Origin of the sequence: Sphaerospermopsis sp. FACHB-1094 (genome assembly GCF_014696195.1) — a bacterium.
Taxonomy (GTDB): Bacteria; Cyanobacteriota; Cyanobacteriia; order Cyanobacteriales; family Nostocaceae; genus Sphaerospermopsis; species Sphaerospermopsis kisseleviana.
Genome location: NZ_JACJPT010000018.1, coordinates 1 through 24,214, shown reverse-complemented (window position 1 = coordinate 24,214; position 24,214 = coordinate 1). Strand labels below are relative to the sequence as shown.

33 protein-coding genes are annotated in these 24,214 nt (G+C 36.6%); 14 read left to right on the top strand and 19 right to left on the bottom strand.

Annotated features, from left to right (window positions below; genetic code table 11):
* Positions 1-79: 79 nt before the first annotated feature.
* The gene (locus tag H6F47_RS08195) at positions 80-658 is read right to left on the bottom strand and encodes a Uma2 family endonuclease (RefSeq protein WP_137666890.1); all 579 of its coding nucleotides are present in this window, start codon (positions 656-658) and stop codon (positions 80-82) included.
* Between the two features lies 1 nt (position 659).
* Positions 660-2,360 carry a serine/threonine-protein kinase gene (locus tag H6F47_RS08190; RefSeq protein ID WP_137666891.1) on the bottom strand — a complete coding sequence of 567 codons (1,701 nt, stop codon included), beginning with the start codon at positions 2,358-2,360 and terminating at the stop codon, positions 660-662.
* A 148-nt stretch (positions 2,361-2,508) separates the two neighbouring features.
* Here H6F47_RS08190 and H6F47_RS27825 point away from each other — a divergent pair, with 148 nt between their 5' ends.
* Positions 2,509-3,837 carry a tetratricopeptide repeat-containing serine protease family protein gene (locus H6F47_RS27825; RefSeq protein ID WP_242027356.1) on the top strand — a complete coding sequence of 443 codons (1,329 nt, stop codon included), beginning with the start codon at positions 2,509-2,511 and terminating at the stop codon, positions 3,835-3,837.
* A gap of 440 nt (positions 3,838-4,277) precedes the next feature.
* Here the strand turns inward: H6F47_RS27825 and H6F47_RS08180 are convergent, their stop codons facing one another.
* Positions 4,278-5,447 (bottom strand): DNA (cytosine-5-)-methyltransferase, encoded by a 1,170-nt coding sequence (locus tag H6F47_RS08180; protein WP_190648553.1) that lies wholly within the window; start codon positions 5,445-5,447, stop codon positions 4,278-4,280.
* Positions 5,448-5,559: 112 nt separating this feature from the next.
* Here H6F47_RS08180 and H6F47_RS08175 point away from each other — a divergent pair, with 112 nt between their 5' ends.
* The 3 genes from H6F47_RS08175 to H6F47_RS08165 all read left to right on the top strand — a co-directional run bounded on the left by H6F47_RS08175 (position 5,560) and on the right by H6F47_RS08165 (position 6,592).
* Positions 5,560-5,868 carry a hypothetical protein gene (locus tag H6F47_RS08175; protein ID WP_242027355.1) on the top strand — a complete coding sequence of 103 codons (309 nt, stop codon included), beginning with the start codon at positions 5,560-5,562 and terminating at the stop codon, positions 5,866-5,868.
* A gap of 71 nt (positions 5,869-5,939) precedes the next feature.
* Entirely contained in the window at positions 5,940-6,161 is a 222-nt protein-coding gene (locus H6F47_RS08170) for a hypothetical protein (RefSeq protein WP_190648511.1), read from the top strand.
* Positions 6,149-6,592 (top strand): PIN domain-containing protein, encoded by a 444-nt coding sequence (locus H6F47_RS08165; RefSeq protein WP_137666894.1) that lies wholly within the window; start codon positions 6,149-6,151, stop codon positions 6,590-6,592. Before H6F47_RS08170 ends, H6F47_RS08165 begins: the two co-directional genes overlap by 13 nt.
* 44 nt (positions 6,593-6,636) lie before the next feature.
* On the opposite strand, the gene H6F47_RS08160 is transcribed toward H6F47_RS08165, so the two are convergent.
* Complete coding sequence (locus tag H6F47_RS08160) at positions 6,637-6,849, bottom strand: type II toxin-antitoxin system HicB family antitoxin (protein WP_137666895.1); 213 nt, start codon at positions 6,847-6,849, stop codon at positions 6,637-6,639.
* Positions 6,833-7,099, bottom strand: coding sequence for a type II toxin-antitoxin system HicA family toxin (locus H6F47_RS08155; protein ID WP_190346951.1), 267 nt, complete (start codon positions 7,097-7,099; stop codon positions 6,833-6,835). Before H6F47_RS08155 ends, H6F47_RS08160 begins: the two co-directional genes overlap by 17 nt.
* 398 nt (positions 7,100-7,497) lie before the next feature.
* Here H6F47_RS08155 and H6F47_RS08150 point away from each other — a divergent pair, with 398 nt between their 5' ends.
* The 7 genes from H6F47_RS08150 to H6F47_RS08125 all read left to right on the top strand — a co-directional run bounded on the left by H6F47_RS08150 (position 7,498) and on the right by H6F47_RS08125 (position 9,694).
* Positions 7,498-7,749 (top strand): type II toxin-antitoxin system ParD family antitoxin, encoded by a 252-nt coding sequence (locus H6F47_RS08150; protein ID WP_137666897.1) that lies wholly within the window; start codon positions 7,498-7,500, stop codon positions 7,747-7,749.
* A gap of 2 nt (positions 7,750-7,751) precedes the next feature.
* On the top strand, positions 7,752-8,072 hold the full coding sequence (locus tag H6F47_RS08145; protein WP_137666898.1) for a type II toxin-antitoxin system RelE/ParE family toxin: 321 nt from the start codon (positions 7,752-7,754) through the stop codon (positions 8,070-8,072).
* A gap of 17 nt (positions 8,073-8,089) precedes the next feature.
* Positions 8,090-8,275 carry a hypothetical protein gene (locus tag H6F47_RS27585; RefSeq protein WP_206755139.1) on the top strand — a complete coding sequence of 62 codons (186 nt, stop codon included), beginning with the start codon at positions 8,090-8,092 and terminating at the stop codon, positions 8,273-8,275.
* Between the two features lie 69 nt (positions 8,276-8,344).
* A complete protein-coding gene (locus H6F47_RS08140) occupies positions 8,345-8,644 on the top strand; it encodes a BrnT family toxin (protein WP_096566409.1) in 300 nt (99 codons plus the stop codon).
* Positions 8,641-8,841, top strand: coding sequence for a hypothetical protein (locus tag H6F47_RS08135; protein WP_096566407.1), 201 nt, complete (start codon positions 8,641-8,643; stop codon positions 8,839-8,841). Before H6F47_RS08140 ends, H6F47_RS08135 begins: the two co-directional genes overlap by 4 nt.
* A gap of 275 nt (positions 8,842-9,116) precedes the next feature.
* On the top strand, positions 9,117-9,356 hold the full coding sequence (locus tag H6F47_RS08130) for a type II toxin-antitoxin system ParD family antitoxin (protein ID WP_137666899.1): 240 nt from the start codon (positions 9,117-9,119) through the stop codon (positions 9,354-9,356).
* 8 nt (positions 9,357-9,364) lie between these two features.
* Positions 9,365-9,694 carry a type II toxin-antitoxin system RelE/ParE family toxin gene (locus H6F47_RS08125; RefSeq protein ID WP_137666900.1) on the top strand — a complete coding sequence of 110 codons (330 nt, stop codon included), beginning with the start codon at positions 9,365-9,367 and terminating at the stop codon, positions 9,692-9,694.
* 181 nt (positions 9,695-9,875) lie between these two features.
* Here the strand turns inward: H6F47_RS08125 and H6F47_RS28455 are convergent, their stop codons facing one another.
* The 7 genes from H6F47_RS28455 to H6F47_RS08090 form a co-directional block, all read right to left on the bottom strand.
* Positions 9,876-10,004: a hypothetical protein gene (locus H6F47_RS28455; RefSeq protein ID WP_277877139.1), complete on the bottom strand. Its 129-nt coding sequence runs from the start codon at positions 10,002-10,004 to the stop codon at positions 9,876-9,878.
* A gap of 66 nt (positions 10,005-10,070) precedes the next feature.
* Positions 10,071-10,253 (bottom strand): toxin-antitoxin system HicB family antitoxin, encoded by a 183-nt coding sequence (locus H6F47_RS08115; protein ID WP_137666901.1) that lies wholly within the window; start codon positions 10,251-10,253, stop codon positions 10,071-10,073.
* A complete protein-coding gene (locus H6F47_RS08110; protein ID WP_190648505.1) occupies positions 10,231-11,313 on the bottom strand; it encodes a hypothetical protein in 1,083 nt (360 codons plus the stop codon). The genes H6F47_RS08115 and H6F47_RS08110 overlap by 23 nt, the downstream gene beginning before the upstream one ends.
* A 152-nt stretch (positions 11,314-11,465) precedes the next feature.
* Positions 11,466-11,849, bottom strand: a complete 384-nt coding sequence (locus H6F47_RS08105) for a hypothetical protein (RefSeq protein ID WP_190648503.1) — start codon at positions 11,847-11,849, stop codon at positions 11,466-11,468.
* 104 nt (positions 11,850-11,953) lie between these two features.
* Positions 11,954-12,265, bottom strand: coding sequence for a HigA family addiction module antitoxin (locus tag H6F47_RS08100; RefSeq protein ID WP_096566387.1), 312 nt, complete (start codon positions 12,263-12,265; stop codon positions 11,954-11,956).
* 74 nt (positions 12,266-12,339) lie between these two features.
* Complete coding sequence (locus H6F47_RS08095; RefSeq protein WP_096566385.1) at positions 12,340-12,618, bottom strand: type II toxin-antitoxin system RelE/ParE family toxin; 279 nt, start codon at positions 12,616-12,618, stop codon at positions 12,340-12,342.
* 202 nt (positions 12,619-12,820) lie between these two features.
* Complete coding sequence (locus H6F47_RS08090; RefSeq protein ID WP_190648500.1) at positions 12,821-16,807, bottom strand: magnesium chelatase subunit H; 3,987 nt, start codon at positions 16,805-16,807, stop codon at positions 12,821-12,823.
* Between the two features lie 447 nt (positions 16,808-17,254).
* Here H6F47_RS08090 and H6F47_RS08085 point away from each other — a divergent pair, with 447 nt between their 5' ends.
* The 3 genes from H6F47_RS08085 (at position 17,255) to H6F47_RS08075 (ending at position 18,913) form a co-directional block, all read left to right on the top strand.
* A complete protein-coding gene (locus tag H6F47_RS08085; protein WP_137668305.1) occupies positions 17,255-17,830 on the top strand; it encodes a Uma2 family endonuclease in 576 nt (191 codons plus the stop codon).
* Between the two features lie 378 nt (positions 17,831-18,208).
* Positions 18,209-18,502 carry a hypothetical protein gene (locus H6F47_RS08080; RefSeq protein WP_137668306.1) on the top strand — a complete coding sequence of 98 codons (294 nt, stop codon included), beginning with the start codon at positions 18,209-18,211 and terminating at the stop codon, positions 18,500-18,502.
* Positions 18,503-18,511: 9 nt separating this feature from the next.
* Positions 18,512-18,913 (top strand): type II toxin-antitoxin system VapC family toxin, encoded by a 402-nt coding sequence (locus tag H6F47_RS08075; RefSeq protein ID WP_137668307.1) that lies wholly within the window; start codon positions 18,512-18,514, stop codon positions 18,911-18,913.
* A 361-nt stretch (positions 18,914-19,274) separates the two neighbouring features.
* On the opposite strand, the gene H6F47_RS08070 is transcribed toward H6F47_RS08075, so the two are convergent.
* The 7 genes from H6F47_RS08070 to H6F47_RS08040 form a co-directional block, all read right to left on the bottom strand.
* Complete coding sequence (locus H6F47_RS08070) at positions 19,275-19,517, bottom strand: hypothetical protein (protein ID WP_190648498.1); 243 nt, start codon at positions 19,515-19,517, stop codon at positions 19,275-19,277.
* Positions 19,518-19,661 (bottom strand): type II toxin-antitoxin system VapC family toxin, encoded by a 144-nt coding sequence (locus H6F47_RS08065; RefSeq protein WP_137668309.1) that lies wholly within the window; start codon positions 19,659-19,661, stop codon positions 19,518-19,520.
* Positions 19,645-19,914 (bottom strand): hypothetical protein, encoded by a 270-nt coding sequence (locus H6F47_RS08060; protein WP_137668310.1) that lies wholly within the window; start codon positions 19,912-19,914, stop codon positions 19,645-19,647. Before H6F47_RS08060 ends, H6F47_RS08065 begins: the two co-directional genes overlap by 17 nt.
* A gap of 559 nt (positions 19,915-20,473) precedes the next feature.
* Entirely contained in the window at positions 20,474-21,268 is a 795-nt protein-coding gene (phnE, locus tag H6F47_RS08055; RefSeq protein WP_190648550.1) for a phosphonate ABC transporter, permease protein PhnE, read from the bottom strand.
* A gap of 319 nt (positions 21,269-21,587) precedes the next feature.
* Positions 21,588-22,319: a phosphonate ABC transporter ATP-binding protein gene (locus H6F47_RS08050; protein WP_187041366.1), complete on the bottom strand. Its 732-nt coding sequence runs from the start codon at positions 22,317-22,319 to the stop codon at positions 21,588-21,590.
* 167 nt (positions 22,320-22,486) lie between these two features.
* Positions 22,487-23,461, bottom strand: a complete 975-nt coding sequence (locus tag H6F47_RS08045) for a phosphate/phosphite/phosphonate ABC transporter substrate-binding protein (RefSeq protein ID WP_347239075.1) — start codon at positions 23,459-23,461, stop codon at positions 22,487-22,489.
* A 358-nt stretch (positions 23,462-23,819) separates the two neighbouring features.
* Positions 23,820-24,214 (bottom strand): DUF4351 domain-containing protein (locus H6F47_RS08040; RefSeq protein WP_190648492.1); only part of this gene is annotated, 395 nt, incomplete at its 5' end.

Here is a 24,214-nt window from a genome sequence, read left to right as displayed (position 1 = left end):
ATGTAAATTTATCAGAAATTGATATTGATAAGAATGTGTTGGGTTTCACTTTGTTCAACCCAACCTACATTATCCTACATTATCCCCAAATTTTACCCAAATTAACCACTAACTCCGGTAAAATATCCTCACCAGATAAAGTTAATGGCAATTTTAAAACCTCTACTTCTTGTCCAGGACGATAAATTTCTACTTCCTGTTTTTTCCGATTTATTAACCAACCTAAGCGACAACCATTTAATATATATTCCTGCATTTTATCCTGAACTTTTTTTAAATTATCCGATGGTGACATAATTTCAATAGCAAAGTCAGGACATAAGGGAATAAACTTTTCTTTTTGTTCTTTAGTCAACCCATCCCAACGAGATTTTTCTACCCAAGAAACATCAGGAGAACGGTCTGCACCATTTGGTAAAGTAAATCCTGTGGAAGAATCAAAAACTTCTCCTAGTTGGGTTGTTTCATTCCATGATGCTACTTGAAATATTAAATTAACATTGCTTTTCCCCGTTTCTCCTCCCGTTGGTGGCATAATAATTAACTCTCCTTGAGTATTGCGTTCTAATTTTAAATCCGGGTTTTCTGCACAGAGTTGGTAAAATTGCTCTCTATTTAGTTTAATAATAGAATTGAGATTTAATGTTAGTGCTGTCATATTATTTACCATCCTTAATTTCAAAAGAATCAATCATCTTTTCCACCAAAGGCCACAACCTCTTATCATCTTGTTCTGGTGCTTGATAAATAATATAATACCCTTTTTTAAAACTCACCGTTCCTCGTTCTAACTTTTTCAATTGACATCCATCTTTTTGACGATTGAACATTATTTGATATGCGTCATAAGTGCTTAATTTTTTACTATCATTCAGCACTATAGATGAATTATTACTATCTTGAGTAATTCTATTTAAGGCAGTATTTTTATATTCATCTAGGGATAATGCTTTTCCTAAATCCGCAATATGTACTATTAATTCTACAGCACAATTATTATTTGCAGTTTTATCATTGGGATATAATTTTACTTTTTCTTCTTCTCCTGGTTGTATTGGTGTAGCTGTCCATTTATCAGAATATTTGATGCTAAAACTCATGTATTTTGTATCATCAACATAGGTTTTAGTTAAATTCTCATCCTTTGGTTCTGTGATTATTGTTTCTTGGGGTTGAGGTTTTTGTTTATCAGCTTTCCCAGAAGAGACAACATTAAAACTAAGCAAACCAACAGCTAATGCTATGGAAATTCCTGCAATAATCAGAACGTTTCGTGATAGTAGTTCTTCATTAATTATCTGAGTATTTGATGATTTTGCCTCTGGTGTAATTGTGATCACTTCTGGTAATGTTAAGACTGTGTTTAATACACTTCCTAACATTTGTTGGGAAACTAATACTAATCCAGGGTTTTCTGTGGTGACAGAAATAATATTCACTTCTTCGTTACGTTGTATTCTTTGTACAGGATGGAGAGGTCTTATTTTGTCTAATGCTTCTAATGCTTGGGTAGCTGTGTTATAGCGTTTTTGCCAATCAGGATGTACCATCTTATCTATCACATCAGCTAATTCCTGATTAAGTTCTTCACCAGCAGAATCTCGCCAAATAAACTTTTCTGTGTTGTCATCTATGGTAATGTATTTTTGATGACGTACATCAGGATGTATTCCTGTTAAGGCTTCAATCCCAATCATACCTACAGCATAAATATCTGTGGTAAAGGTAGGAAAACCATCTTTTTGTTCCATTGGTGTATATGGTTCAGAAGTCATGACTATGAAGGATTTGATCTTTTTTAGTTCGGTCATATCTTTAACTGAACCAAAATCAATTAAAAATAGTTTTCCGTCTTTGCATCTGATAATATTTTCTGGTTTGATATCTCTGTGAATTAAAGCTTTACTATGAACAAATGCTAAAACTTTAACAATATTATACAATATTTCCCAAACTTGATCATTACTCAGTCTTTGAGTGGGAATTAATTCTTGACGTAATTCTTTACCTTCTATATATTCTTCTACTATATAAAATTCCTGTTTAGCTATCAAGGATAATTTTTTATTGATAATGATATACTCCTTTAATTTAGGAATTTGGGGATGATTTAATTTTTCTAGGTGTTGAGCTTCTTTAGCAAACAGTTCTTTAATTTTTCTAAATTCCTGAAGGGTTAATTTTTTGTGCTGGTTAGGTAGGAGTTGTTTAACTACACATTTTTGATTATCATGATCTAAATCTTCGGCTAAATAAGTTTTTCCAAAGCCACCATGACCTAATTCGCTAATAATTTCATAGCGTCCTTTTTTGCCAGAAATGATTTTACCAACTAAGTTTTTGTTGAACAAAGGTAACATAATGGTTTTAATTAAATTGAATTTTTATTGATTTTTGTTGATTGGTGTTACCAGTACGAGACTGGGAACGGGTAAACTGTCTGAATCAGGAGGTTATTTTTAACTTTAGCTGTCAGTATGGATTTAGACAAGTTCTATGGTGATGGATATGATGAAATTTACTTATAGTTTACCAGTAGCTTTACTCTGTGCGTCTGTGGTGGTTGTTCAGTCACAAAGGGCGGTAGCTTCTATTCCTCAGCAAGTTCGGGATATTGCTGATAAAATTACAGTTCGCATTGATGGGGCTAATACTGGTTCGGGTATTATTATTAAAGGTGAAGGAAATACTTACACTGTTCTCACTTGTTGGCACGTAGTTGATAAGAGAGGAAATTATACTGTGAGGACTGGAACGGGTAAAACCTACCAAGTTAATTACAGCACGGTTAAACGAATTGGTAAGATAGATTTGGCAGAATTCCAGTTTACCAGTAATGAAAATTATCGTCCTGTGGAGATTGGTAACTCTAGTCAAGTGAGTGCGGGGAGTACGGTTTATGCTTTTGGTTGGGCTGCACCTGACCAGGTAAGTAAGGGGCGGGAATATGTGCCTTTAGAGACTACTGCCAGGGTAGTAAGTCAGCCTGTTGATGAGTATGCTTTGGTTTTAAGTAATATTGTTAAACCGGGTATGAGTGGGGGTCCAATTTTAGATGAACAGGGTCGTTTGATAGGGGTAAGTGGACTATCTACAATTGATGCGAGATTAGAAACAAGGGATTTTTTAGGGATTCCGATTGATACTTATAAACAGCTTGTATCACTATCAAGTATAAATAAGCACGGGCAAAATTCCAATAAAAAACCAGTTACAGGCGTTTCTGATTCGACAGGAACAATAAAGAAAGCCCAGGAACTGTTTAAAAAAGGTAATGAGCAGTTTAATCAATCAGACTATCAAGGTGCAATAGCTTTATATAATGAAGCTATCAAGTTTAATCCTAACTTTGCCCAAGCCTACTACAACCGGGGAAGTGTCCGTAATGATTTAGGAGATAAGCAAGGTGCTATAGATGATTACACCCAAGCTATCAAGATTAATCCTAACCTTGCCGATGCCTACAACAACCGGGGAGTTGTCCGTAAGGAATTAGGAGATAAGCAAGGTGCTATAGATGATTACAACCAAGCTATCAAGATTAATCCTAACGATGCCAATGCCTACAACAACCGGGGAAATGTCCGTGATGATTTAGGAGATAAGCAAGGTGCTATAGATGATTACAACCTAGCTATCAAGATTAATCCTAACTCTGCTCTAGCCTACTACAACCGGGGAATTGCTAAAGCTCAATCAGGAGATAGGCAAGCAGCCATAGCTGACTTACAGCAAGCTGCGCGTCTTTTTGAAAAACAAGGAAGGAAAGCCGATTCTCAAAAAGCACAGATATTAATCAAAAGACTTTGGGGATTGTTTATGATTTTTGGATATTGACGCTTCGCTAACGCACTTCCTCCACATCCCCAAACAGCGATCGCTCTCCCCCAAACCCAAAACAGCGAAGTCCTTATATTATTAACCCGGAGTTTGAATTTGGAATTAAAATTACTGGAATTGACATTTTACTTTTTTCGGAAGAAACAGTGAATTTTGTACAATTAAAAACTTTAAAAGGAACATTGACTGGTTCTCAAGTACCAAGAGCAAAAAAATAATTAAGTATTCATAAAAACCCTTTATTTATAGCAGCTTTTGATTTAGGTAAATGGACTTTTTCAGATAGAAGTAACATTCCTCGTATTGCTGGTGAAAGATTTTGGAATATGATTTCTATGGATTATGATCTGGTTGAAAATCATATAAGAGATATGTTACAGAAAATTGATAAAGCTTTTGCTGAATTGGCTACAAAATAGAAAATTGCTGATCTCTACTTAAAAAAGTGATAATTGTTCGGCTATCTCTTTACCTTTCGATTTGTTTCCATGAATTAACTTAAAGAGATAACTACCAATTTCTTTCGCAAGCAATACAGGAACTGCATTACCAATTTGTTTATATTTAGAACTTACAGAACCATAAAAAATCCAATCATCAGGAAATGTTTGAATCCTTGCAGACTCACGCACTGTTAAACAACGTAATTCTACAGGATGACACATATCTGTAGCTTTTTGATGGGGACTGGTAGTAATTGTTGGTGAAGGTTTATACCAGGATAATCTTCTATAAAAACCGACTTTTCCCCCTCCAGAATTATAAGCTCCTCCCATAGCTTCTTTTTTTAAATCTTCTGGTAAATGTTTCCAATTTTGTCCAGCTTTTAATAATTTCAAATACTTTAAATGATTTTCTGAATAAGACATAAATTCTGGTTCTACATCAACTAAACCAGTTAAAGCATTTTTTAATGTTCTCCATTTAGGTAAAGTTTGACCATTTTTGCAATATTTAGGAATAGGAAATGTAGCAGTTTCACCATCTCTAGAACCGATAAATATGACACGCTCTCGATTTTGGGGTACTCCATAATCTGCTGCTTCTAATAGGTTATAAACTATGTTATATCCTATTGCTTGCATTTCTGATAATACTACTTTTAAAGCAGCACCAGGCATTTCATCAGTTTCTAAAGGTGGGTAATCTTTTCCCCGTTGATTAATTGGCCGATGACGCAGTGGAGCAGAAAGCAAACCTTTAACATTTTCCATTAAGAAAAAACGAGGTTTAACTTCTTTAACAATGCGAATAAATTCCATAAATAAACTACCGCGAGGGTCCATTACAGAACCTCTTTTTCCTGCGGTACTAAATGGTTGACATGGTGGACCACCTGTAACTAAATCAACTTCTTGTGGTTGTAAAGCACGTCCTAAATTTAAAACTCTTCCCCCTTCTTCTAATAATTGTTGAGAGGTGACGTTTTGTATTTCTCTGGAAATTGCACTTTCTTGGAGGAATGGACGATTAAGAGCTATTGTTTTAACAGCATCACGATCTTTTTCTACTACAGTTACAGTATGAAAACCTGCTTCTTCTAATCCTAAATCTAGACCATAAGCACCTGTAAATAATGAAATAGAAATAGCTTTACCATCTATCACGGTTGTTGCTCCCAATTGTTAATATCACTAATTATATACTCCTTGAATATGCAATATTGATGATTGGTTACATCTTTTACATCTAATAATAGCGATTGTTATTGAAATGACTATGAGCTTATATTCAATTAATGAAATGCACGATAGACAAATTGCAGCAACTGCGTTAGTTTTATCTAGTAAAGGTGAAATTGTACAGTTGTTGACGTGCGATCAAAATATCACTGCGTCGGGTTTAGTTGCTAAAGCTGCTGCTGTGGTTCAAGATGCTGAAAGTTATCAAAAACTGATTGATAGACTGGAATTATTAGAATCTGTTGCTAAGATACGTCAAAGTATAAATGAGTTTGAACAAGGCGAAGGTATGCCCTTAAATCAAGCATTTGCAGAATTTAAGGAAAAATATGCCATACCGGATTGAGATTTCACCTACTGCTATTGCTGATATTGAGAGTATAGTGAAATTAAGGTAGAAAACAAGCGAAAAAATTTATGTCTAATTATCAAGAATTGTTAGAACAAGCTAAAAATCTGACTCCTGAAGAACAGCTTAAATTAGTTGAAGATTTATCTATCTTAATTCGTCAACAATGGAAAATGACACCAAAGCCAAAGCGTAGTATTTTAGAGTTACGTGGTTTAGGTAAAGAAACTTGGGAAAATATTGACGCTCAGGAATATGTCAATCAGGAGCGTGATTCATGGAATGGTTAAATGAATTACAGGATAAAATTATAGGTTTAGATACTGCACCGCTAATTTATTTTATAGAAGAAAATCCTAGCTATTTAGAAGTTACAGATGCTTTTTTCACAGCAATGTATAGAGGTGAGTTTAGTGTTGTCACGTCGGTTTTAACTGTATCAGAAGTTTTAGTTTATCCTTTACGTCCGGGAAATACAATATTAGCTCAACAATATCGTGATATTCTTTTCAATTCTCAAGGTTTAACAACTATTGAAGTTTTACCAGATATCGCTGAAAATGCAGCTAAATTAAGAGCAGATTACAATTTAAGAACACCGGATGCTATTCAAATGGCCACTGCTATTTATGGTGGTGCGTCTTTTTTCTTGACAAATGATATACGTTTACCTTCTTTACCAGGGTTAACTGTGTTGGTTTTAAATCAATTGATGAGTTAATTATTGTTAATTAAATGCAGCGATCGCACTCCCTACATCCTCAATTAAGCAGACATTAAACGCTGTGTAGGTTCAGGAATTTTTCGACCTAACTCTTGAGCAGTTTCTATCCATTCATGCATAATAATTTCTATATTTTGCAGTGCTTCTTGATAAGTTTTTCCATCAGCAGCGCATCCCGGTAAATCTGGAACTTCTGCGATAAATGCTTGGTCTTCTTCACTCCAATAAATAATAATTTCATACCGTAGAGTCATCTTGACCTCCTAGCTGATATTTGAGTAAAACTTCACGGACTTGTTTAATTTGATATGTTTTGGCTTTTCCTTGTTTGGGTTGGAGATTCAAGATTTCTTCAACTCCTTCTTTTGTAAAAATGTGGTGACTTCCACGAATTCTTTCATCAAATCCTAATTTGATTAATAGTTGACACAGTTGCTCAAAGGATATATTTGTATCAGATGCGCCTGATAAAATTTTAGCTAATAGCTTGTCTTGTTGACTCACAAGTTATGATTTTATTGGTTCAAATCTCTATAATAAACGATTTCGGCGATCGCACTTCCTCCACATCCCCAACTAGCGATACCTTCGGTAAGCTTCGCTAACGCACTTCCCAAACACTCCCAAAACGCGATACCTTCGGTAAGCTTCGCTAACGCACATCCACACATCCCAAAGAGCGATACCTTCGGTAAGCTTCGCTAACGCACCTCCCAAACACTCCCAAAACGCGATCGCACTCCCTCCAAAACCCAAAACAGCGATCGCACTTCCTCTACATCCCTAAACTCATATCTTGCACCTACAACACCCTCAACAAGCGATCAGTGTGCAGACTGTTTGACAAAAATTGACAATATTTGCCATAATAAAATAGTCAGAAAAATCAACACTTGTTAATTATGACTACAGTAAATATTTCTCTTCCCGATTCTATGCGGGATTTTATCAACGAACAGGTTGAAAAAGGTGGCTACAGTACAACCAGCGAATACATTAGACATTTGATTCGTCAAGACTTAGAAAGAGTCCAACAATCAAGAATAGAAAAGTTATTATTGGAAGGATTAGATAGCGGTGAAGGAATAGAAATTACAGATGAATGGTGGGAACAAAAACGCTCCCAACTGATTGAAAAAATTCGCAAATCATAACAATGACTAGGCGAATTATAATTAGACCAAAGGCTAGTGCTGATCTAGATGAACAGTTTGCTTACATTGCACAGAGCAATTTCGATGCAGCATTGAGTTTTTTTGATGCTACTAGGCAGACTTTTTCACAAATAGCACAACTACCGGGTATTGGCAGTGTTTATGATATTGGAAATCCTCGTTTAGTGGGTTTGCGAAAGTGGCAGGTTAAAGGATTTGAAAAATATCTAATTTTTTATTTGCAAGGGGATGAATGTATTGAAATTGTCCGGTTAATTTATGCTGCACGGGATATTTCACAGATATTAGCAGAAGAAGAATAGTTATGTTTATCAAATAGGTGATACCTTCGGTAAGCTTCGCTAACGCACTCCCAACATCTCCACAAGCGATCGCATCCCCTACACATTCCCAAAAGCGATCGCACATCACCAAACTTCAAAACAGCGATACCTTCGGTAAGCTACCGCTAACGCACTTTCCCCAACATTCCCAAACAGCGATACCTATAGTAAGCCACCACTAACGCTGTCAAAGTATAAAATTATGATATAATCATGGTGTAAACTTATTCAATCCTTTGTAATTTATAAATTTGCGTTATAATTTTGATTGGAATCCAGCCAAAGAAAAACAAAATATTCGTAAACATCAACTCAATTTTCGGTTGGCATCAACTGTTTTTCGTGATCAATATCAATTAAGTTTATATGATGAGGAACATAGTGATTATGAAGACAGATGGATTACTATAGGTTTAGATGAAACGGGTATTTTAAGGGTTGTTATTCATACTTTTGAACAAACAGATGAAGATTCATGTTTGATTCGTATCATTTCAGCACGAAAAGCAACTTTTAATGAACAGCAATATTACCAAGGAAGAAAACTATGAAAGCAGAATATGATTTTTCAGAAGCTGAACAAGGTAAGTTTTATCACCCTGATGCAACGTTTCATTATCCAATTTACCTTGAACCAGATGTTGATAATTTTTTCAAAAAAATCGCTCAAGAAAAAAATATTGATGTGCAAATTTTAGTCAATGAATGGTTGAGAAATAATATTAAATTAATTGAAAGTATTCAGTAATAGCGATACCTTCGGTAAGCTTTACTAACGCATTCCCACATCCCTTAAACGCGATACCTTCGGTAAGCTTCGCTAACGCACCCCCCAAACCCAAAACAGCGATCGCACTTCTCTACATCCCTAAACGCGATCGCACCCCCAACATCCCCAAAACGCGATCGCACTCCCACATCCTAAAACAGCGATCGCCTACGGCACTGGCGAAGCCAATCGCACTCCCCCCACCACCAAAAAATGATAAGATACTAATAAAATTTTATTCATATTAGACACTTATGAATGTGAGTTTTCCAATACCAAAAGAACTGGAGTCTTATCTTGAGATTCAACTTCAATCTGGCAATTATGATACTGTAGCGGACTATTTTTTGATGTTATTGCAGCAAGATAAACGGCGTAAGGATGCTCAAGCAAAATTAGCTAGTTTGTTGCAAGAAGGTTTGGACTCAGAAGCAGAACCTGTAACTCCTGAATATTGGCGGGATTTGCGCCGATCAATCTTTGGTGCAGGGTAGTAGTGAGTATGGCTTTTCAGGTAATTGTTCGCAATCGTGCTACTCAGGATATCAGACAACAAGCAAATTATATTTTGGTGAACGGTAATCGGGAATCAGCAGAGAAGTTTTTGGAATTTGTTGAGTATGCTTTTGCTCAATTGGCGATAACTCCCAATATGGGTAAGGTTGTGTTATCTTTGCCTGATATGGGAACAATTCGCCAGTGGCGGATTAAGAATTTTCAGGACTATTTGATTTTTTATAAAGTTCAAGAGGAACGGGTGGAGGTTCTACGGGTTTTACATGGGGCGAGAGATTTAGAGGACTTATTGCCATTCTTAGATGACGAAGTTTAGTTTTTTGATCGCATCCCCACACATCCCTACAGAGCGATCGCACTCCCAAACCCCCAAATAGCGATACCTTCGGTAAGCTTCGCTAAAGCACTCCCCACATCCCCAAAAAGCGATACCTTCGGTAAGCTTCGCTAACGCACTCCCTCCACATCCCTACAGAGCGATCGCACTTCCTCAAACCTCAAAACAGCGATCGCACCTTCCACATCCCCCAAACAGCGATACCTTCGGTAAGCTTCGCTAACGCACTACCTCCACATCCCCCAAACAGCGATCGCACCTTACCTACATACCCAAACAGCGATCTCACTACCCCAAACCTCCAAAACAGCGATCGCACTTCCTACGCATTCCTAATATCTAATACAATTTCACATTATGAATCAATAGCTTTTTCCGCAGCATTAGTGAGGACTTCATTTATCCAACTCTTAACATCCACACCTGGTTTTTCCGCAGCAACATAGATTTTCTGGTGAATTTCAGGGGTTGTTTGAATATGTATATTGCCTTTAAATTGCGGTTTTATTTTTCCTTCATTTGCTTGCTTTAGCTGCACTAAATAAAACTCCGATATTTGACAATATTGAAAGTTTTCTATCTATTTCTCCCCATTTTTTAAGTGTATCGTGAATTTTTTGTTCATTTAGTAAATTCTTAGCTTGAACTTTCCATCCGTCTATTTGTTTTTTTGATAGATTTCCCATCTTGCGATATTTATTCTTAATATATGGATTAATATTTTGAATAAAATCGTCTATATCTTTTTCGCTTTCGCCAATATGGGTATCATCTCTTTGATTAATTGGTTCATCATTAAGTAATTTTTCTAGTTCTTCATAAAATATTTCAGATGATCTCAAGGAATCAATTACATAGATAATCATCTCATTTAAGATGTCTATTCTTCTTATTAGATCATTAGATAATATTTGATTAATGTTTTGGTAATATATCTGATCTGCTTCTGATTCATATTGACTCACTACCTTTTCTATTAATTCATAATAGGTAATATAGCCATCTTTTAAACCATCATTTAATAAACCTTTCGATTCTATATAGTTAAGCAGTTTTTGATCTTCCCGTAAATCATCATGAGAAATTCCATAATATTCATAGTCTGCTGGGTATAAAGTAGCTCCTTTTAGAATCTCTATTATTATTTGATAATAAATTTTAACTAAGCAAATTATCACTTCATCTTCTCTCAACTTAGCCTCGTGAAAAGTGTCGTTTCTTAATCGTCGCAGTTCTACTATAAATTGATATTGTTGTTCATCTACAACCCAAGGAAATTCTTCTTTTATAAACTTTACTCTGTCTAGAAAATTTGGTTTTATTTTAATCATTTGTTCATCAGTTATATTTAAATCATAAGGACAGTCACAAATAAAGTAATATGAGATTATATCTGCTAAACTATCTAGTAAAAAAAGGGCTATTCTAGCTCCGAGTATATTATTCTGTTTTAGTTGAAATTGAACAGCTTCAAGTTGTTTAAGCTGTTTGATAAACTCTAACTCTGAAAATGTTCTAGGATATAGCATATTACTATTAAAGATAATTGTCTTATTTAATGAATCTATACCATGAATTATTACTGCTGTCGTTTCCAATTGTCAATCCTACTTACTAAATCCTTTAGTGGAATAATTGTAAATTGATGAGAACCTCCATCTCCCCAAATTTCATAAGCATATTTTTTTCCTCTATAAAATTTAATAAGTCCTAGTCCACCAATTTTTACCATGTCAACATATTTAGCATTCTAATAGTCATTAACAATAGTTTGACCATATATCATATTAATTAACTGTAAACCATTATTATTGTTTTTCGTAAACTCTAAATTTATACGATTATTTTCATGGTTTCTAGCATCTATCATTTGTTCAGTCACAATACCTTTTGAGTTTATCCAAACATCAAAGCTAACAGAATATTTTTTAAAAGAAGTTTTACTACTATAGTCTGGATAACCTTCTTCTAGCTTTTTAACAGAAGTTAAAGGTGTAATTTTTGCATGATTTCGAGACCATTTAATTACTGTTTTTATATTTTGTCCTGGCAGTGCATAAGCTGGTAAAATTTCACAATTTAGCACAGCTAAACTTAAACTAAATGTCAAGGCTAAGTAATTTTTAGGTTTCATATTTTACACAGTGCCTATATTTAAAAAATTACTTCTTTTACTAAAACATAAATTACTAAATCATCCCCAAATTCAAAACAAACCCCTTTAAAACATCATTTTTTCTAAACCAAAGTCATAACCTTATTATATTCTTCCTGATGACTTTGCAAAGCATCCCAAACATCAACCTTTTGCTGAAGATTTAACCACAATCTCGGTCCATTTCCTAACGCTTTACCCAAACGAATGGCAATATCTACAGTAATGGATTTTTCACCATTAATAATTTCCTGAATTGTTTGATGAGATATTCCTAAAACTTCGGCAAAATCGTGATAATTAACTTCTAAATCATCTAAAATATCTGCAATTACTTCACCTGGATGTATTGGTCTTGCTAATCTATCTTCAGTAATATTTTGCCAATTATTCATAATTAATACTCCTTAATAGCTTGGTGAAATTTATTTAACAGTTTTCAACTATTTACTACTATCTTAACACAACATTAATGGTAATCTTCTAAATTGACATCATAAGCATCACCATCTTCGAATTTAAAAGTTATTCGCCAGTTTCCTGATACCTTAATTGACCAAGTTCCTTTTCTATCTCCTTTTAATTCATGTAAATCATATCCTGGTAATCTAATATCATCTACAATTAAAGCTGAGTCTATAACTTCTAATCTAATTCTAATTTTCTTTTCTAGGTTTGCGGGAACTCCTTTATTAAAATTTTCTTTAAACAGATTTTCTAAAGACTTATTTTTAAATGTTTGAATCATTTATCTTTGAATTTTATGTCATTATGTGAATTATCAAAAATTCTTAGTTCACCTAAATCATAAACTAATCTCTCTCTTCCTTTGCGCGAAACTCACAGCAATTATACCATACTCCTAACACCTCTCCGCGCCTCTGCGCCTCTGCGTGCAAAAAAAATCAAAATCTCAAAAATAGGCAGGTAAAAAACCTGCCCATCTAAACCTATTCTATACCTTCAATCCGATTTTCCACCTCCTGATACAACTCTCTCAACCGATCTAAATTCTCCTCACTTGTCTCCCAATAACCGCGACCATTGACTTCCAACAAAGTAGAAACAATCTTGCGGAAAGAATGCGGATTCAAATTCATCAGACGTTTCTGCATTTCCTCGTCTTTAATAAACGTCTCATTTGTCTCCTCATAAACCCAGTTATCTACAGCACCAGCAGTAGCACTCCAACCAGTAGTATTTACCAACCGCTTAGAAAGTTCCCGCACACCTTCATAACCGTGAGACAACATCCCCTCATACCATTTGGGGTTTAACAACTTCGTCCGCGCATCCAAACGCACAGTTTCCGATAAACTTCTTACCTGTGCATTCGCGGTAGTTGTATCTGCAATGTAAGATGCAGGTTTCTTACCATCTGTACGCAGACTTGCAACTAATTTTGTTGGGTCAGAGTCGAAATAATGGGAAACATCAGTTAAACTGATTTCCGAAGAATCAAGATTTTGGAAAGTTGCATCAGCAGTTTTCAAAGTAGTTTCAAAAATCTGCCGTGACTCATCCATTACCCCAGGGTTATCAGAATTGAAAGAGAAAGATTTGCGTTTCAAATACATTTCTTGCAACTCTGCTTCACTATCCCAAGTGCTATTCTCCACCGCTAAGTTGATATTAGAAGAATAAGAACCAGAAGCATTAGAGAAAACACGGGTTGCAGCTTGACGCAGATTTATTCCCATTTCCTCTGCTTGTTGCAGTGCGTGTTTCCGCACAAAGTTCATTTCCAAGGGTTCATCAGCTTCAGCAGCCATTTTTACACCTTGGTCCAGTAAGTTCATCTGGTTAATGAACAGATCACGGAAGACACCAGAACAGTTAATTACAACGTCAATTCTAGGACGACCCAATTCTTCCAAGGGTATCAATTCTAACTTGTTCACCCGTCCTAAAGAATCGGGAACAGGACGTACTCCCACCATCCACATAATTTGGGCGAGGGATTCCCCGTAGGTTTTGATGTTATCTGTACCCCAGAGGACACAGGCGATGGTTTCCGGCCAGTTTCCACCATTTTCAGCCTTATTGCGTTCTAACAACCTATCAACGACGATTTTCGCAGATTGTACCGCCGCAGTGGTAGGAATAGATTGGGGATCTAAAGCGTGTATATTTTTACCTGTGGGCAATACATCAGGATTACGGATGGGGTCGCCACCGGGTCCGGGTAAAATATATTCACCTTCCAAACCTTGCAATAAACCGCCAAGTTCGTTATCTGCACATACTTGTTTTAAGCAAAATTCCAAATACTCAAACAAGGGTTTTAATGCAGATGTATCCACGTTATTAAAACCTGACTGATACAGCGATTCTACCCAAGGTTCTTTTTTACCCATGTTAAAGAAGTTCAACTTGGATACTAAGGAAACTCGACCTTCTGCATCAATTTGTTCTTGTACTAAAGCCGCTACAGCCGCACGGGTAGCCATTGTAATGTCTTGTAATAATTGCACATCGGCTAAAATGCCTTTGTCGCTGTTGCGGTAGATTTCTTCAATGTTGCGGCCTAAGCTGTTAGCAATGATGGAGGGTAAACCAAGTATACCGTCTTCTTGCCGATCTAGACTGGCAATATTCACTAAAGTGGCGATCGCCTCTTCCGCAGAAGGTGGTTTACCGATGATATGCAAACCGCAAGGTAATAAGCGAGATTCAATTTCCATCAACTTGCGATAAACAATCCCGACGATATTATCCCGTTCTTCAGAGGACATATCTTTTGCGTCGGTTTCTGGCAGGTCAATATCTTTATCTAAGTTAACAATGCGGCATTTGTCAACGATCGCATTCACAATGGAAACTCCCCGGCCGCTGTCTTTCAAAGTTTGGTAAGAACCAATTAACTCACTGAGTTCTTTCAAACCTTTGTATAAACCAGCATTTTCCGCAGGTGGAGTTAAGTAAGAAATTGTTTCTGCATAACTGCGACGTTTAGCAATAGTCGCTTCACTGGGGTTATTCGCTGCGTAATAATACAGGTTGGGAATTGTGCCAATTAATTGATCTGGGTAACAATCTCCAGACATCCCCATCTGTTTACCAGGCATAAACTCTAATGAGCCGTGTGTACCAAAATGTAAAACGGCATCAGCACCCCAAATTCTTTCTAAATAAGTATAGAAAGCGGCGAAGCCATGATGAGGACTAGCGGAACGGGAGAATAATAAGCGCATGGGGTCGCCTTCATAGCCGAAGGTGGGTTGCACACCGATGAAGACGTTACCAAAATGCTTACCGTATACGAGCAAGTTTTGTCCATCACTGTTTAAGTTTCCTGGTGGTGGACCCCAGTTTTCTTCTAAGCGTTGGGAGTACGGTGTCAGTGCTTCATATTCGGGGACTGACATTTTGTAAGCAATGTTGAGTTCAGGACTTGCGTACTGTGCTTGTGCGTCGTGGATGACTTGTTCCATCAACTCTTGGGCGGTTTCCGGGATGTCCCGCACATCGTAACCGTTGTTTCTCAGTCCTTTGAGAACTTCATGGATAGAACCAAATACGTCTAAATATGCCGCAGTTCCTACGTTTCCTTTATCGGGGGGGAAGCTGAAAACGGTGATGGCGACTTTTTTGATTAATTTGGGTTTGCGACGCAGACTAGCCCATTTTAAGGCACGTTGAGCAACAATTTCTACCCGGTCTTGGAGGGCGATCGCTCTACCTGTTGCCCCATCTTTACCGGATAGGATAATAGGCTCAATTGCTCCATCTAGTTCAGGTATAGCAATCTGTAAAGCCACTTGAATAGGATGTAACCCCAAATCGCTATCTAACCATTCTTCGGTGGTTTGGAACACCAAAGGCAAGGCTACCATGTAAGGACGGTTTAATTTTTTTAATGCTTCAATAGCTTTGGGATGGTCTTGTCTTGCAGGTCCACCCACTAAAGCAAAACCGGTTAAGGAAACAACCGCATCAACTAAGGGTAATCTGGTTGTAGGTTCGTAGAAATAAGCATCTACAGGTTTAGAGAAATCCAAACCACCAGCAAACACAGGGAGAACTTTTGCACCTAATGATTCTAATTCCTGGACAATTGCTACATAATGTGCATCATCTCCAGTAACTAGGTGAGTTCGTTGTAAAACCAAACCTACACATGGTGCGAGGGGATCTTTGATATTTCGAGAAATGTCTCTGCGGACAGAATACCAGTTTAGATATTCTCGTACATCTTCAAACATATTTGGCGCTAAAGGATGCCAAATACCCATGTCGGGATAAACTACTGGTGCTTGATATTCAGCAGCAGCTAGTTTTTGTTTATCTTCCCCTTTTAAGACGTATTTATCAGCCAGCATTAGCAGGAAGTTTTCCAGGTTTTCTGCTGAACCACCTAACCAATACTGAAAACTCAGCATGAAGTTACGCGCATCTTGCGCTTTTTCAATGGGGAGGAATTTCAGCACTTGGGGAAGGGTACGCAAGAGCTTTAACATTCCATCTTGGAAACCAGCGCCAGATTTCTCTTTACGCTTCTTCATGAAGTTGGCAATAACGCTCTTAGATTGTCCCAACTGTGCCAAGGAGAAGCTACCCATTTTGTTAAGGCGCATAACTTCAGGCATGGAGGGGAACACAACCGCTACATCGAAGTTATCCCGGTGGGGTTCGACTGCTGCGACGAGTTTCTGCGCTAAGTCTTCAATAAATATCAGGGAAGCGATGAATATATTAGCACTAGCTATATCGCGTTTAAAATCTTCATAGTTTTCCGAGTCGCGCAGTTCCTCAATTAAGTAACCACTAATTTCAATGGCCACGCTGGGATGGTTGGCGTTAATTTCCCGTACTGCTTGAGATAAAGAACTTTGATATTGAGACTCAAGCACAACATAAACGACTTTAATCAGATTGCGTCCGCGTAGGTCGTCAGGTGCAATATGTCTAATTGTGGACTTGACCTGGGTGAACATTCAGATAAGCTCCTTTGAGGCGTGTTCTCTACTGGAAGTTCATTTCTTCCATTTTCTTCGGCAATTAAGAGTTTTGTACCAGAAAACTCTGTGTCAGTGGGGGTTTTCTCCCTGAACTGAAACAAAATGATATAAAAAACGTAATCATTATTGATAAATCTTAACAATTTAGCAAGGTTTTCTCAGATGTTTGTAATTTCTATTTACATAAATAGTTGGTTATTTAACTATATGGTTGTTGAATGATTATGTAGTTGGTATAGGAATGAACCACAGAGGCACAGAGGACACAGAAGAAAAGGAATGAACCACAGAGGTAAGAGAGTTTTTGTGTACATCGTTATTTTCTCTGTTAAATAATCTATATAAAAAAAATTAAATTAATCGTATATAATATGATATGAGATAGTTAAAATTACAGCCTTATTTTTCAATGAGGATATGACCATGAATGCTTTAACTGTTAATTTAGAATCAGTAATAGAAATGACTGATGAGCAGTTTTTTCAACTATGTCAAAACAACCGGGAATTGAGATTTGAAAGAAATGCAAATGGAGAGTTAATAATTATGCCACCAACGGGAGGAGAAACGGGAAATCGTAATGGTAGAATCACTCAACAATTAATGAATTGGACTGATATTGATGGTACTGGGATAGCTTTTGATTCTTCTACTTGTTTTAAGTTACCAAATGGTGCAGATCGTTCTCCTGATGCTTCTTGGATCAAGTTAGAAAGATGGAATGCTTTAACTGATGAGGAAAAACAAAAGTTTCCTCCTATTTGTCCTGATTTTGTAATTGAGTTACTTTCTCCTAGTGATAGTTTGAAGACTACACAAGAAAAGATGAGAGAGTATATAGATAATGGTGTGCGTTTGGGGATATTAATTAATCGTAAATCTCGTCAAGTTGAGATTTATAGACAAGGAAAAGAGGTTGAGGTTTTAGATTCTCCTGCTACGGTTTCGGGGGAAGATGTTTTAAAGGGTTTTGTTTTGAATTTGGGGATGATTTGGTAAAATAAGCTCCTTTAAAGCGTGTTTTCCTGAAGTTTGTCACGGCTAATATAGCCGTTTGTAACTTCAATTATTTTCGGTAATAAGAGTTTTTTAGTAGAAAACTCTGATTTTGTGCGAATTTTCTCCCCTAGATGACACAAAATGATGAATCTTAACAAAGAATGCAGGTTCTCTCACCTGGTTTTAAATTTCGTTTACATACTTGTTTCACCATTTAGTGCTAGTGATAAAAAATAAATACATAAGTTGTCTGAGCGATTGAGGTGGCGATCTCCTAACATTAGAGTAGTTGCGAGCGATCACTATTCAGGCATAAGTTGGGAGAGCGATCGCCCTTGAGTTTAAATAAATATAGAATCATATAAACAAAACAGCACTATGACTTCACGACTCGAAAATGCGATCGCTGCTATCCAACAGCTATCATCTACAGAACGTCAACAACTGTTGCAAATTTTTACCCAAAGCAATTCATTCTCAAACTCTGAAAACGATCTTAAAAATCTCAGTCATCAGTTTTGGCAAGATACCACACTCAAGGAACTACTTGCCACACAGACCCCTATCACCGTAGATAACCTCAAACATCTTGCTGCTGACTTTTGGCCTGAAGAAGACTCCATCGAAGATTTTCTCATCTTCCTACGACAACAACGCCAAGAAGTGATTTAACGCAACGCCATGAGCTTTTACCTCATTGATACTGATATCGCTTCTTTCATCTTCAAAGGTAGTGATTATGCCGACCCTTACTTACCTTATTTAACTGGTCAACAATTAGCAATGTCATTCATGACCGTAGCTGAACTGTTTCAGTGGGCAATTTTGCGTAAATGGGGAGATAGTCGTTTCACACAACTAGAACAATACCTATCTAACTACTTAATTATTCCAGTTGATCAATCACTTTGTCGAGAATGGGCGTATATTCGTGCCAAGCGACAAAGTGCAGGACGACCAATATCTCCACAAGATGCTTGGATTGCTGCAACAGCTTTACGCTATGACTTACCGCTACTTACTCACAACATCAAAGACTTTCTCGATATTCCCAATCTCCGGCTTATTATTCCTTCATCCTAATGGTGAAGATCATCGGATGATTTTATTAGTTAGGAGAATGGGCGATCGCCATTTATAATCTTCTTCCTTTGCTTCCTTCGTGTCTTCGTGGTTCATCATTTCTTAAACTAGGAAACTTACAGATTAATCAATAATCAAGAATTGGTTTGTCGGAAGTTGGGGATTTTTTTGTCTGAATCAGGATGTCCAGGATTAAAGGATTTACAGGATATTATTTAATGATTGTTAGTGGGAATTTGGGGATTTTTTTGTTTATCCTGATTCAGATATTACAACATTCAGCACCAACAGATAACTGATAAATTACATCCTGTACATCCTCAAATCCTGGATATCCTGATTCAGACAATAGTTAATAATTCTATAATCTTTTATAAGGTTGGACTGTGATTAAACCTGGAATAACAGCATAATGCTTAACATTAAATGTATGTAATGATAAACCGAAAGCGATTGATGTTTGACCAATTAAAGCATCAATTAATCCCAAATTATGACTAAGATGATAATTTGCAAATACTTCTAATGCTTGATCACAAGTTTCAGGTGTTGCCCAAATTACTTCAACATTATTAATAAATTTGCGAATTTCCTGCAATTCCAACTAATTCTTACATCCTTGCATCAATTCCATTGCTACATAACCAGGTAAAGCAATTTCTTCATCTCCTAAAGAACTTAACCAAATAATTGCAGGTGAATATTTACGCAGAAAGTCAATCACAATATCACTATCTAGGAGAATCATAATCTCTCCTTTGGGACTGTTCACGTAACTGACGAGCGTAAACAAGACTATCTGGAATATCGTCCCTTTTTTCCCATAAACCTATCAAACTCGAATCAAGTAACTCACGAGCAGTTAATATTTTTTTCTTTACAGATAGAGGAGATGACAATACAATTACTTCTACAATTGTTCCCTCTGGTAACTCAGTTGTAGGTAATTCAATTTTGCCATTTTTACCAACGGTTGCTTTTTGTTTAATTCCAGTAATCATGGGTAGTTTTTATTTCCTTGTTGATTTTTATTATAACATCTATATTACAGCGATTTCTATTTAAGTGAGGTACAAGTAGTAATAATTGTAGCTTGCTTCCCGAAGGGTACGCAGATAAACGCAGATAATTTTCTACTTCGTTAAATTGGAAAACTATAGTGTTATCAAGTACAAATATATACATGACTAATTTTGCTGTATTTCACCCTTAGCAAGTCTTAGATTGTTGTAAGCTTTGTCATTAAACAACACAGGAGTATCACTTTTCTGAAAAAGTCTGAAAAAGTTAGACACTGTGTTTTAAATAACCTAGCACATTTACAAGTAAAGCGGTATCAGGCAGATCCCCGACTTCTTAAAGAAGTCGGGGATCTTAAACCCAGCTTATAATCTTCTTCCTTCGCTTCCTTCGTGTCTTCGTGGTTCATTATTTCTTAAACATGGTTGTTAGGAAGTTGAGTTTTTTTTGTTTATGATTATTCAGAATAATACAACATTCAGCACCAACAAATAACCGATAAATCACATCCTGTACTCAAATCCTGGACATCCTGAATTTTTACATTGAATCTAAATAACGCCGTAATTTACTACTAATAACATCAATTACTGTTACTACTACTAATAACACTAACATCATGGTTGTAGCTTTGTTGTATTCAAAACCATCTATATAACTTTTTAACTGAAAACCTATTCCTCCTGCACCAACTACACCGAGTACGGAAGCAGCACGGATATTGTACTCAAACATCCACAAAGTATAGCCTAATCCCAAGGGTAAAACTTGGGGTATTATTCCATATTGAACTACTTGAATTCTTGATGCACCAATTACCTGTAAAGATTCTAAAGAACGAGCATCTACAGCTTCAATAGCTTGTTGATAAAATTTAGCAAGATAACCAATAGTGTAGATGGATAAAGCTAACGTTCCTGCGGGAGCGCCTAAACCGGTAGCTGCTACAAATATTAAACCGAGAATAATTGAGGGAACAGAACGAACGGCATTTTGCAGTAAATTTGCTAACCAACGTAACCATAAGGGAGCGATATTATTAGCACTGGCGATCGCTATTGGTAGGGAAATAATAGCACCAAGAGAAGTTCCCCATAAGGACATTTGCACGGTTTCAATTAATCCTTTAATTGCTATATCTACCACTTTCCAATCTGGTGGAAATAAGCGACTAATAAAATCTATAATATAAGGCCAGCTATCTTTTAATAGTGCAGAGTCTACTTTTAAACCTTGCAAAGCCCAAATATAAGCTACTACCATTACTAATACAATCACTATATTCATTAGCCAAGAGTAATGGTGAAGAAATTTAGAATTAAAGGATTTTTTCATTTTTTTCATGACTCGTAATTTTGATTTGAGAATATAAAAATAAAATCAATAATAATGTAAGTTGCTAATTGGGCAATTTGTCAGAATCAGGATGTCTTGTTACTGAGCGACTTGTCCTGAGCCTGTCCTGAGCCTGTCCTGAGCCTGTCCTGAGCGGTGTCGAAGGGCGGTGTCGAAGGGCGGTGTCGAAGGGCGGTGTCGAAGGGCGGTGTCGAAGTAAGTCGAAGTACAGGATTTAAGGATTTACAGGATTAAAACAAAAATGTTATCAGCAAAAATTAAACATTAATTATAAAGTTATTGGGGTGAATCTAGATTTTTACACGCTTGTAACATGAGAAAATTTTTCTTGCAAGTTATCACATTTTCCGTCATAAACTACACGACCCGCATCTAAAACTATAGCTCTGTGGGCGTATTCTGCGGCTATGCCTAAATCATGTAATACTGTGATAATAGTTAAGCCTTGATCTGTGTTGAGGTGAGATAAAGTTTGCATTACTTGTTGGGATGCAACTACATCTAAACCGGTGATAGGTTCATCAGCTAAAAGTATTTGTGGTGATTGAATTAAAGCACGGGCGATCGCTACTCTTTGTTGTTGTCCACCGCTCAGTTGACCCGTTTTTTGATACATTTGCTCCCTTAAACCTAATTGTCCTAATAATTCTCTTGCCAAAAGGCGATCGCGTTGAGGAAAACCAAATAAAGTTTGTCTAGTTGTTCTCACACCCAAACGACCACACAAAACATTTTCAATAGCTGATAATTGCCGAATTAAACCACCACCTTGAAACAACATCCCAATTTCCCGGCGAATTTTCGGCAATGTTTGGGGAGTAATTTGTAAACCACTAATGTGAATTTCTCCTTTTTCCAATGGTACTAAACCTACCAGCGATCGCAATAATGTAGACTTACCTGCACCATTCAAACCCAACAAAACCACAAATTCACCTTGTTCAATCTCAAGATTAATATTGTTGAGGATAGGACGATTTAAAGATGTAGAATAAGCCGTTTCTAAATTATGACATTCGATCTGTTTCACGCTAGTAATTGATAATAGCTAATTGGATATAAGGAGAAATTTTTATAGGGGTTTAGCATAATGCTTACCCCTAATTACAGCAGATTGCAGATCAATGAGCTACAGAATCTCAATTGAACCTTATGTACAAGGCCAGTTTTACTCCTGACTCCTGACTTCTGCTGTAATTATGGTTCCATTCCCAAAGTTTTCAAGGCTTCGCGGACAGGTCTGAGATGACGATTATGATCGACTCTCACTAACTCTGTAGAATTATACAAGCTCTTGAGCATTTCGTTATTTTCTGGTCTATTTAACTTGAGTAGGGCGTTAATGATTTTTTCCCGAACATCTACTCGAATATCATCATCAAAAACAACTCCGTGAGCAGGAACACCAGAAATTTCATGCAGCACACGTAACTTAGACCGGTCTTCATTGGAAATATAAGGGGGGTACATGGCATATTCTGATACTACTGCCACATCCGCTTGACCACGCACTACAGCTTCTAAAGCTTTACTATAATTACCGCCGTAGGCAATTTGACCAAAGAACCCTTCCATACGGTCTTTATCAGGTACAAAACCGTTTTTCACCAACTCACTCACAGGGAACATAAAACCTGAACCAGAAGTAGGAGAAGTAAACGCCATTCTTTTACCCCGTAGCTGTTCCAGAGTTGCTTTAGCGGTATTTCTGGTTTGCAGAGGGCTATTTTTGGGAACAACAAATATGGAGTTGTAAGTAAATCTCCCGGAATAATTGTCACGAACTTCCGCTAAGTGCAAGCGTGCATTTGCTAATTGTTCAGCCTTCAAAGCTGGACGACTACTCAAGAAAGCCACATCAGCACGGTTTGCTCGTAAAGCTTCCACGGCGGCTGTATCATCAGCTAACTGCGCTTTTACAGGCATTCCCAATTCTTTAGACAAGAATTTGGCTACCTTGTTAGCCTTTTCTTGCAAATCAGGTGCATCCTTTCGAGTAGGAAAAACTATTGTTAAACTTTGAGAACTTCTTTGGGCAAGTAAGCGTGGTGCTTGTTGGTTGAGATTCGGGTTAGCTACAACTTCTTGCATTCCGCCCAAGGTGCTAACTAAACCAGCGAGGGCTGCAAATGCCCCACTAGCAGCTAATAAGCCCTTTTTAGTCACACCCACTTTATTGCTATTCATTAGTAACTTTTCTCAGTATTTTTGCAAATAACTTTCAACTAATACGGTAAATCAATTTAAAACTTTTAGGAATAAAAGTCAATAAGCTAGATGAAAATTATTTCCAATATTTTGCAAAATTTACTAAATTACATTTTTTTGTGATTTTGTGTAAATCATTGTGTTTAATAGTGTTTAAATAAAAGTTATTAAATTACGACAAGTTATAAAATATGGAATATTGAACCACTCCAGGCACGGATAACAGAGAAAATTTATTGGTAAAACTGAATAAATCTGTGATGATGAAACAATTAAATTAAAAGTTGTCAGGTGGGTTAGGAACGTAACCCACCATTAATATTTAACCCTCTGCAATATTTTGATTATTTAACCAAATAACCAAATCATTAACACTAGTAAAATCCAACAAAGCTAAACCTAGATTTTCCAAATCTTCCACAGATAACTTATTAATTTTTACCTGTAAATCTTGATTAATTCCTCCTACGCGCCTTTCCAGTAAACGCATTACCAGATTTAACGCCTCTTCATAGCGGACTTCTTGATAGTATCTGGTGTTCTTTAAATCACTCATAGTAAACATTCTTGCTAACTCCTGGGGACTAAGAAGGGGTAATTTATAGGAAACTATTGTCAGGGTAAGCTCATCTAATTTGGTATAAAATGAACTTGACAAAAGAAACAAGATAAGCAGCAGCGAGCAGAGAAAAATTTGACTTGACATGGGAGCAAAAG

Bases quoted from the DNA above. Each gene is read 5' to 3' on its own strand.
- H6F47_RS08195 (WP_137666890.1), bottom strand. From the start codon at position 658: ATGACAGCACTAACATTAAATCTCAATTCTATTATTAAACTAAATAGA.
- H6F47_RS08100 (WP_096566387.1), bottom strand. From the start codon at position 12,265: ATGAATAATTGGCAAAATATTACTGAAGATAGATTAGCAAGACCAATA.
- H6F47_RS08190 (WP_137666891.1), bottom strand. From the start codon at position 2,360: ATGTTACCTTTGTTCAACAAAAACTTAGTTGGTAAAATCATTTCTGGC.
- H6F47_RS08135 (WP_096566407.1), top strand. From the start codon at position 8,641: ATGAAAGCAGAATATGATTTTTCAGAAGCTGAACAAGGTAAGTTTTAT.
- H6F47_RS08175 (WP_242027355.1), top strand. From the start codon at position 5,560: ATGAGCTTATATTCAATTAATGAAATGCACGATAGACAAATTGCAGCA.
- H6F47_RS08105 (WP_190648503.1), bottom strand. From the start codon at position 11,849: ATGAAACCTAAAAATTACTTAGCCTTGACATTTAGTTTAAGTTTAGCT.
- H6F47_RS08085 (WP_137668305.1), top strand. From the start codon at position 17,255: ATGAATGCTTTAACTGTTAATTTAGAATCAGTAATAGAAATGACTGAT.
- H6F47_RS08160 (WP_137666895.1), bottom strand. From the start codon at position 6,849: ATGACTCTACGGTATGAAATTATTATTTATTGGAGTGAAGAAGACCAA.
- H6F47_RS08150 (WP_137666897.1), top strand. From the start codon at position 7,498: ATGACTACAGTAAATATTTCTCTTCCCGATTCTATGCGGGATTTTATC.
- H6F47_RS08060 (WP_137668310.1), bottom strand. From the start codon at position 19,914: ATGATTACTGGAATTAAACAAAAAGCAACCGTTGGTAAAAATGGCAAA.
- H6F47_RS08090 (WP_190648500.1), bottom strand. From the start codon at position 16,807: ATGTTCACCCAGGTCAAGTCCACAATTAGACATATTGCACCTGACGAC.
- H6F47_RS08170 (WP_190648511.1), top strand. From the start codon at position 5,940: ATGTCTAATTATCAAGAATTGTTAGAACAAGCTAAAAATCTGACTCCT.
- H6F47_RS08075 (WP_137668307.1), top strand. From the start codon at position 18,512: ATGAGCTTTTACCTCATTGATACTGATATCGCTTCTTTCATCTTCAAA.
- H6F47_RS27825 (WP_242027356.1), top strand. From the start codon at position 2,509: ATGATGAAATTTACTTATAGTTTACCAGTAGCTTTACTCTGTGCGTCT.
- H6F47_RS08065 (WP_137668309.1), bottom strand. From the start codon at position 19,661: ATGATTCTCCTAGATAGTGATATTGTGATTGACTTTCTGCGTAAATAT.
- H6F47_RS08125 (WP_137666900.1), top strand. From the start codon at position 9,365: ATGGCTTTTCAGGTAATTGTTCGCAATCGTGCTACTCAGGATATCAGA.
- H6F47_RS08080 (WP_137668306.1), top strand. From the start codon at position 18,209: ATGACTTCACGACTCGAAAATGCGATCGCTGCTATCCAACAGCTATCA.
- H6F47_RS08095 (WP_096566385.1), bottom strand. From the start codon at position 12,618: ATGATTCAAACATTTAAAAATAAGTCTTTAGAAAATCTGTTTAAAGAA.
- H6F47_RS08165 (WP_137666894.1), top strand. From the start codon at position 6,149: ATGGAATGGTTAAATGAATTACAGGATAAAATTATAGGTTTAGATACT.
- phnE (WP_190648550.1), bottom strand. From the start codon at position 21,268: ATGAAAAAATCCTTTAATTCTAAATTTCTTCACCATTACTCTTGGCTA.
- H6F47_RS08130 (WP_137666899.1), top strand. From the start codon at position 9,117: ATGAATGTGAGTTTTCCAATACCAAAAGAACTGGAGTCTTATCTTGAG.
- H6F47_RS08145 (WP_137666898.1), top strand. From the start codon at position 7,752: ATGACTAGGCGAATTATAATTAGACCAAAGGCTAGTGCTGATCTAGAT.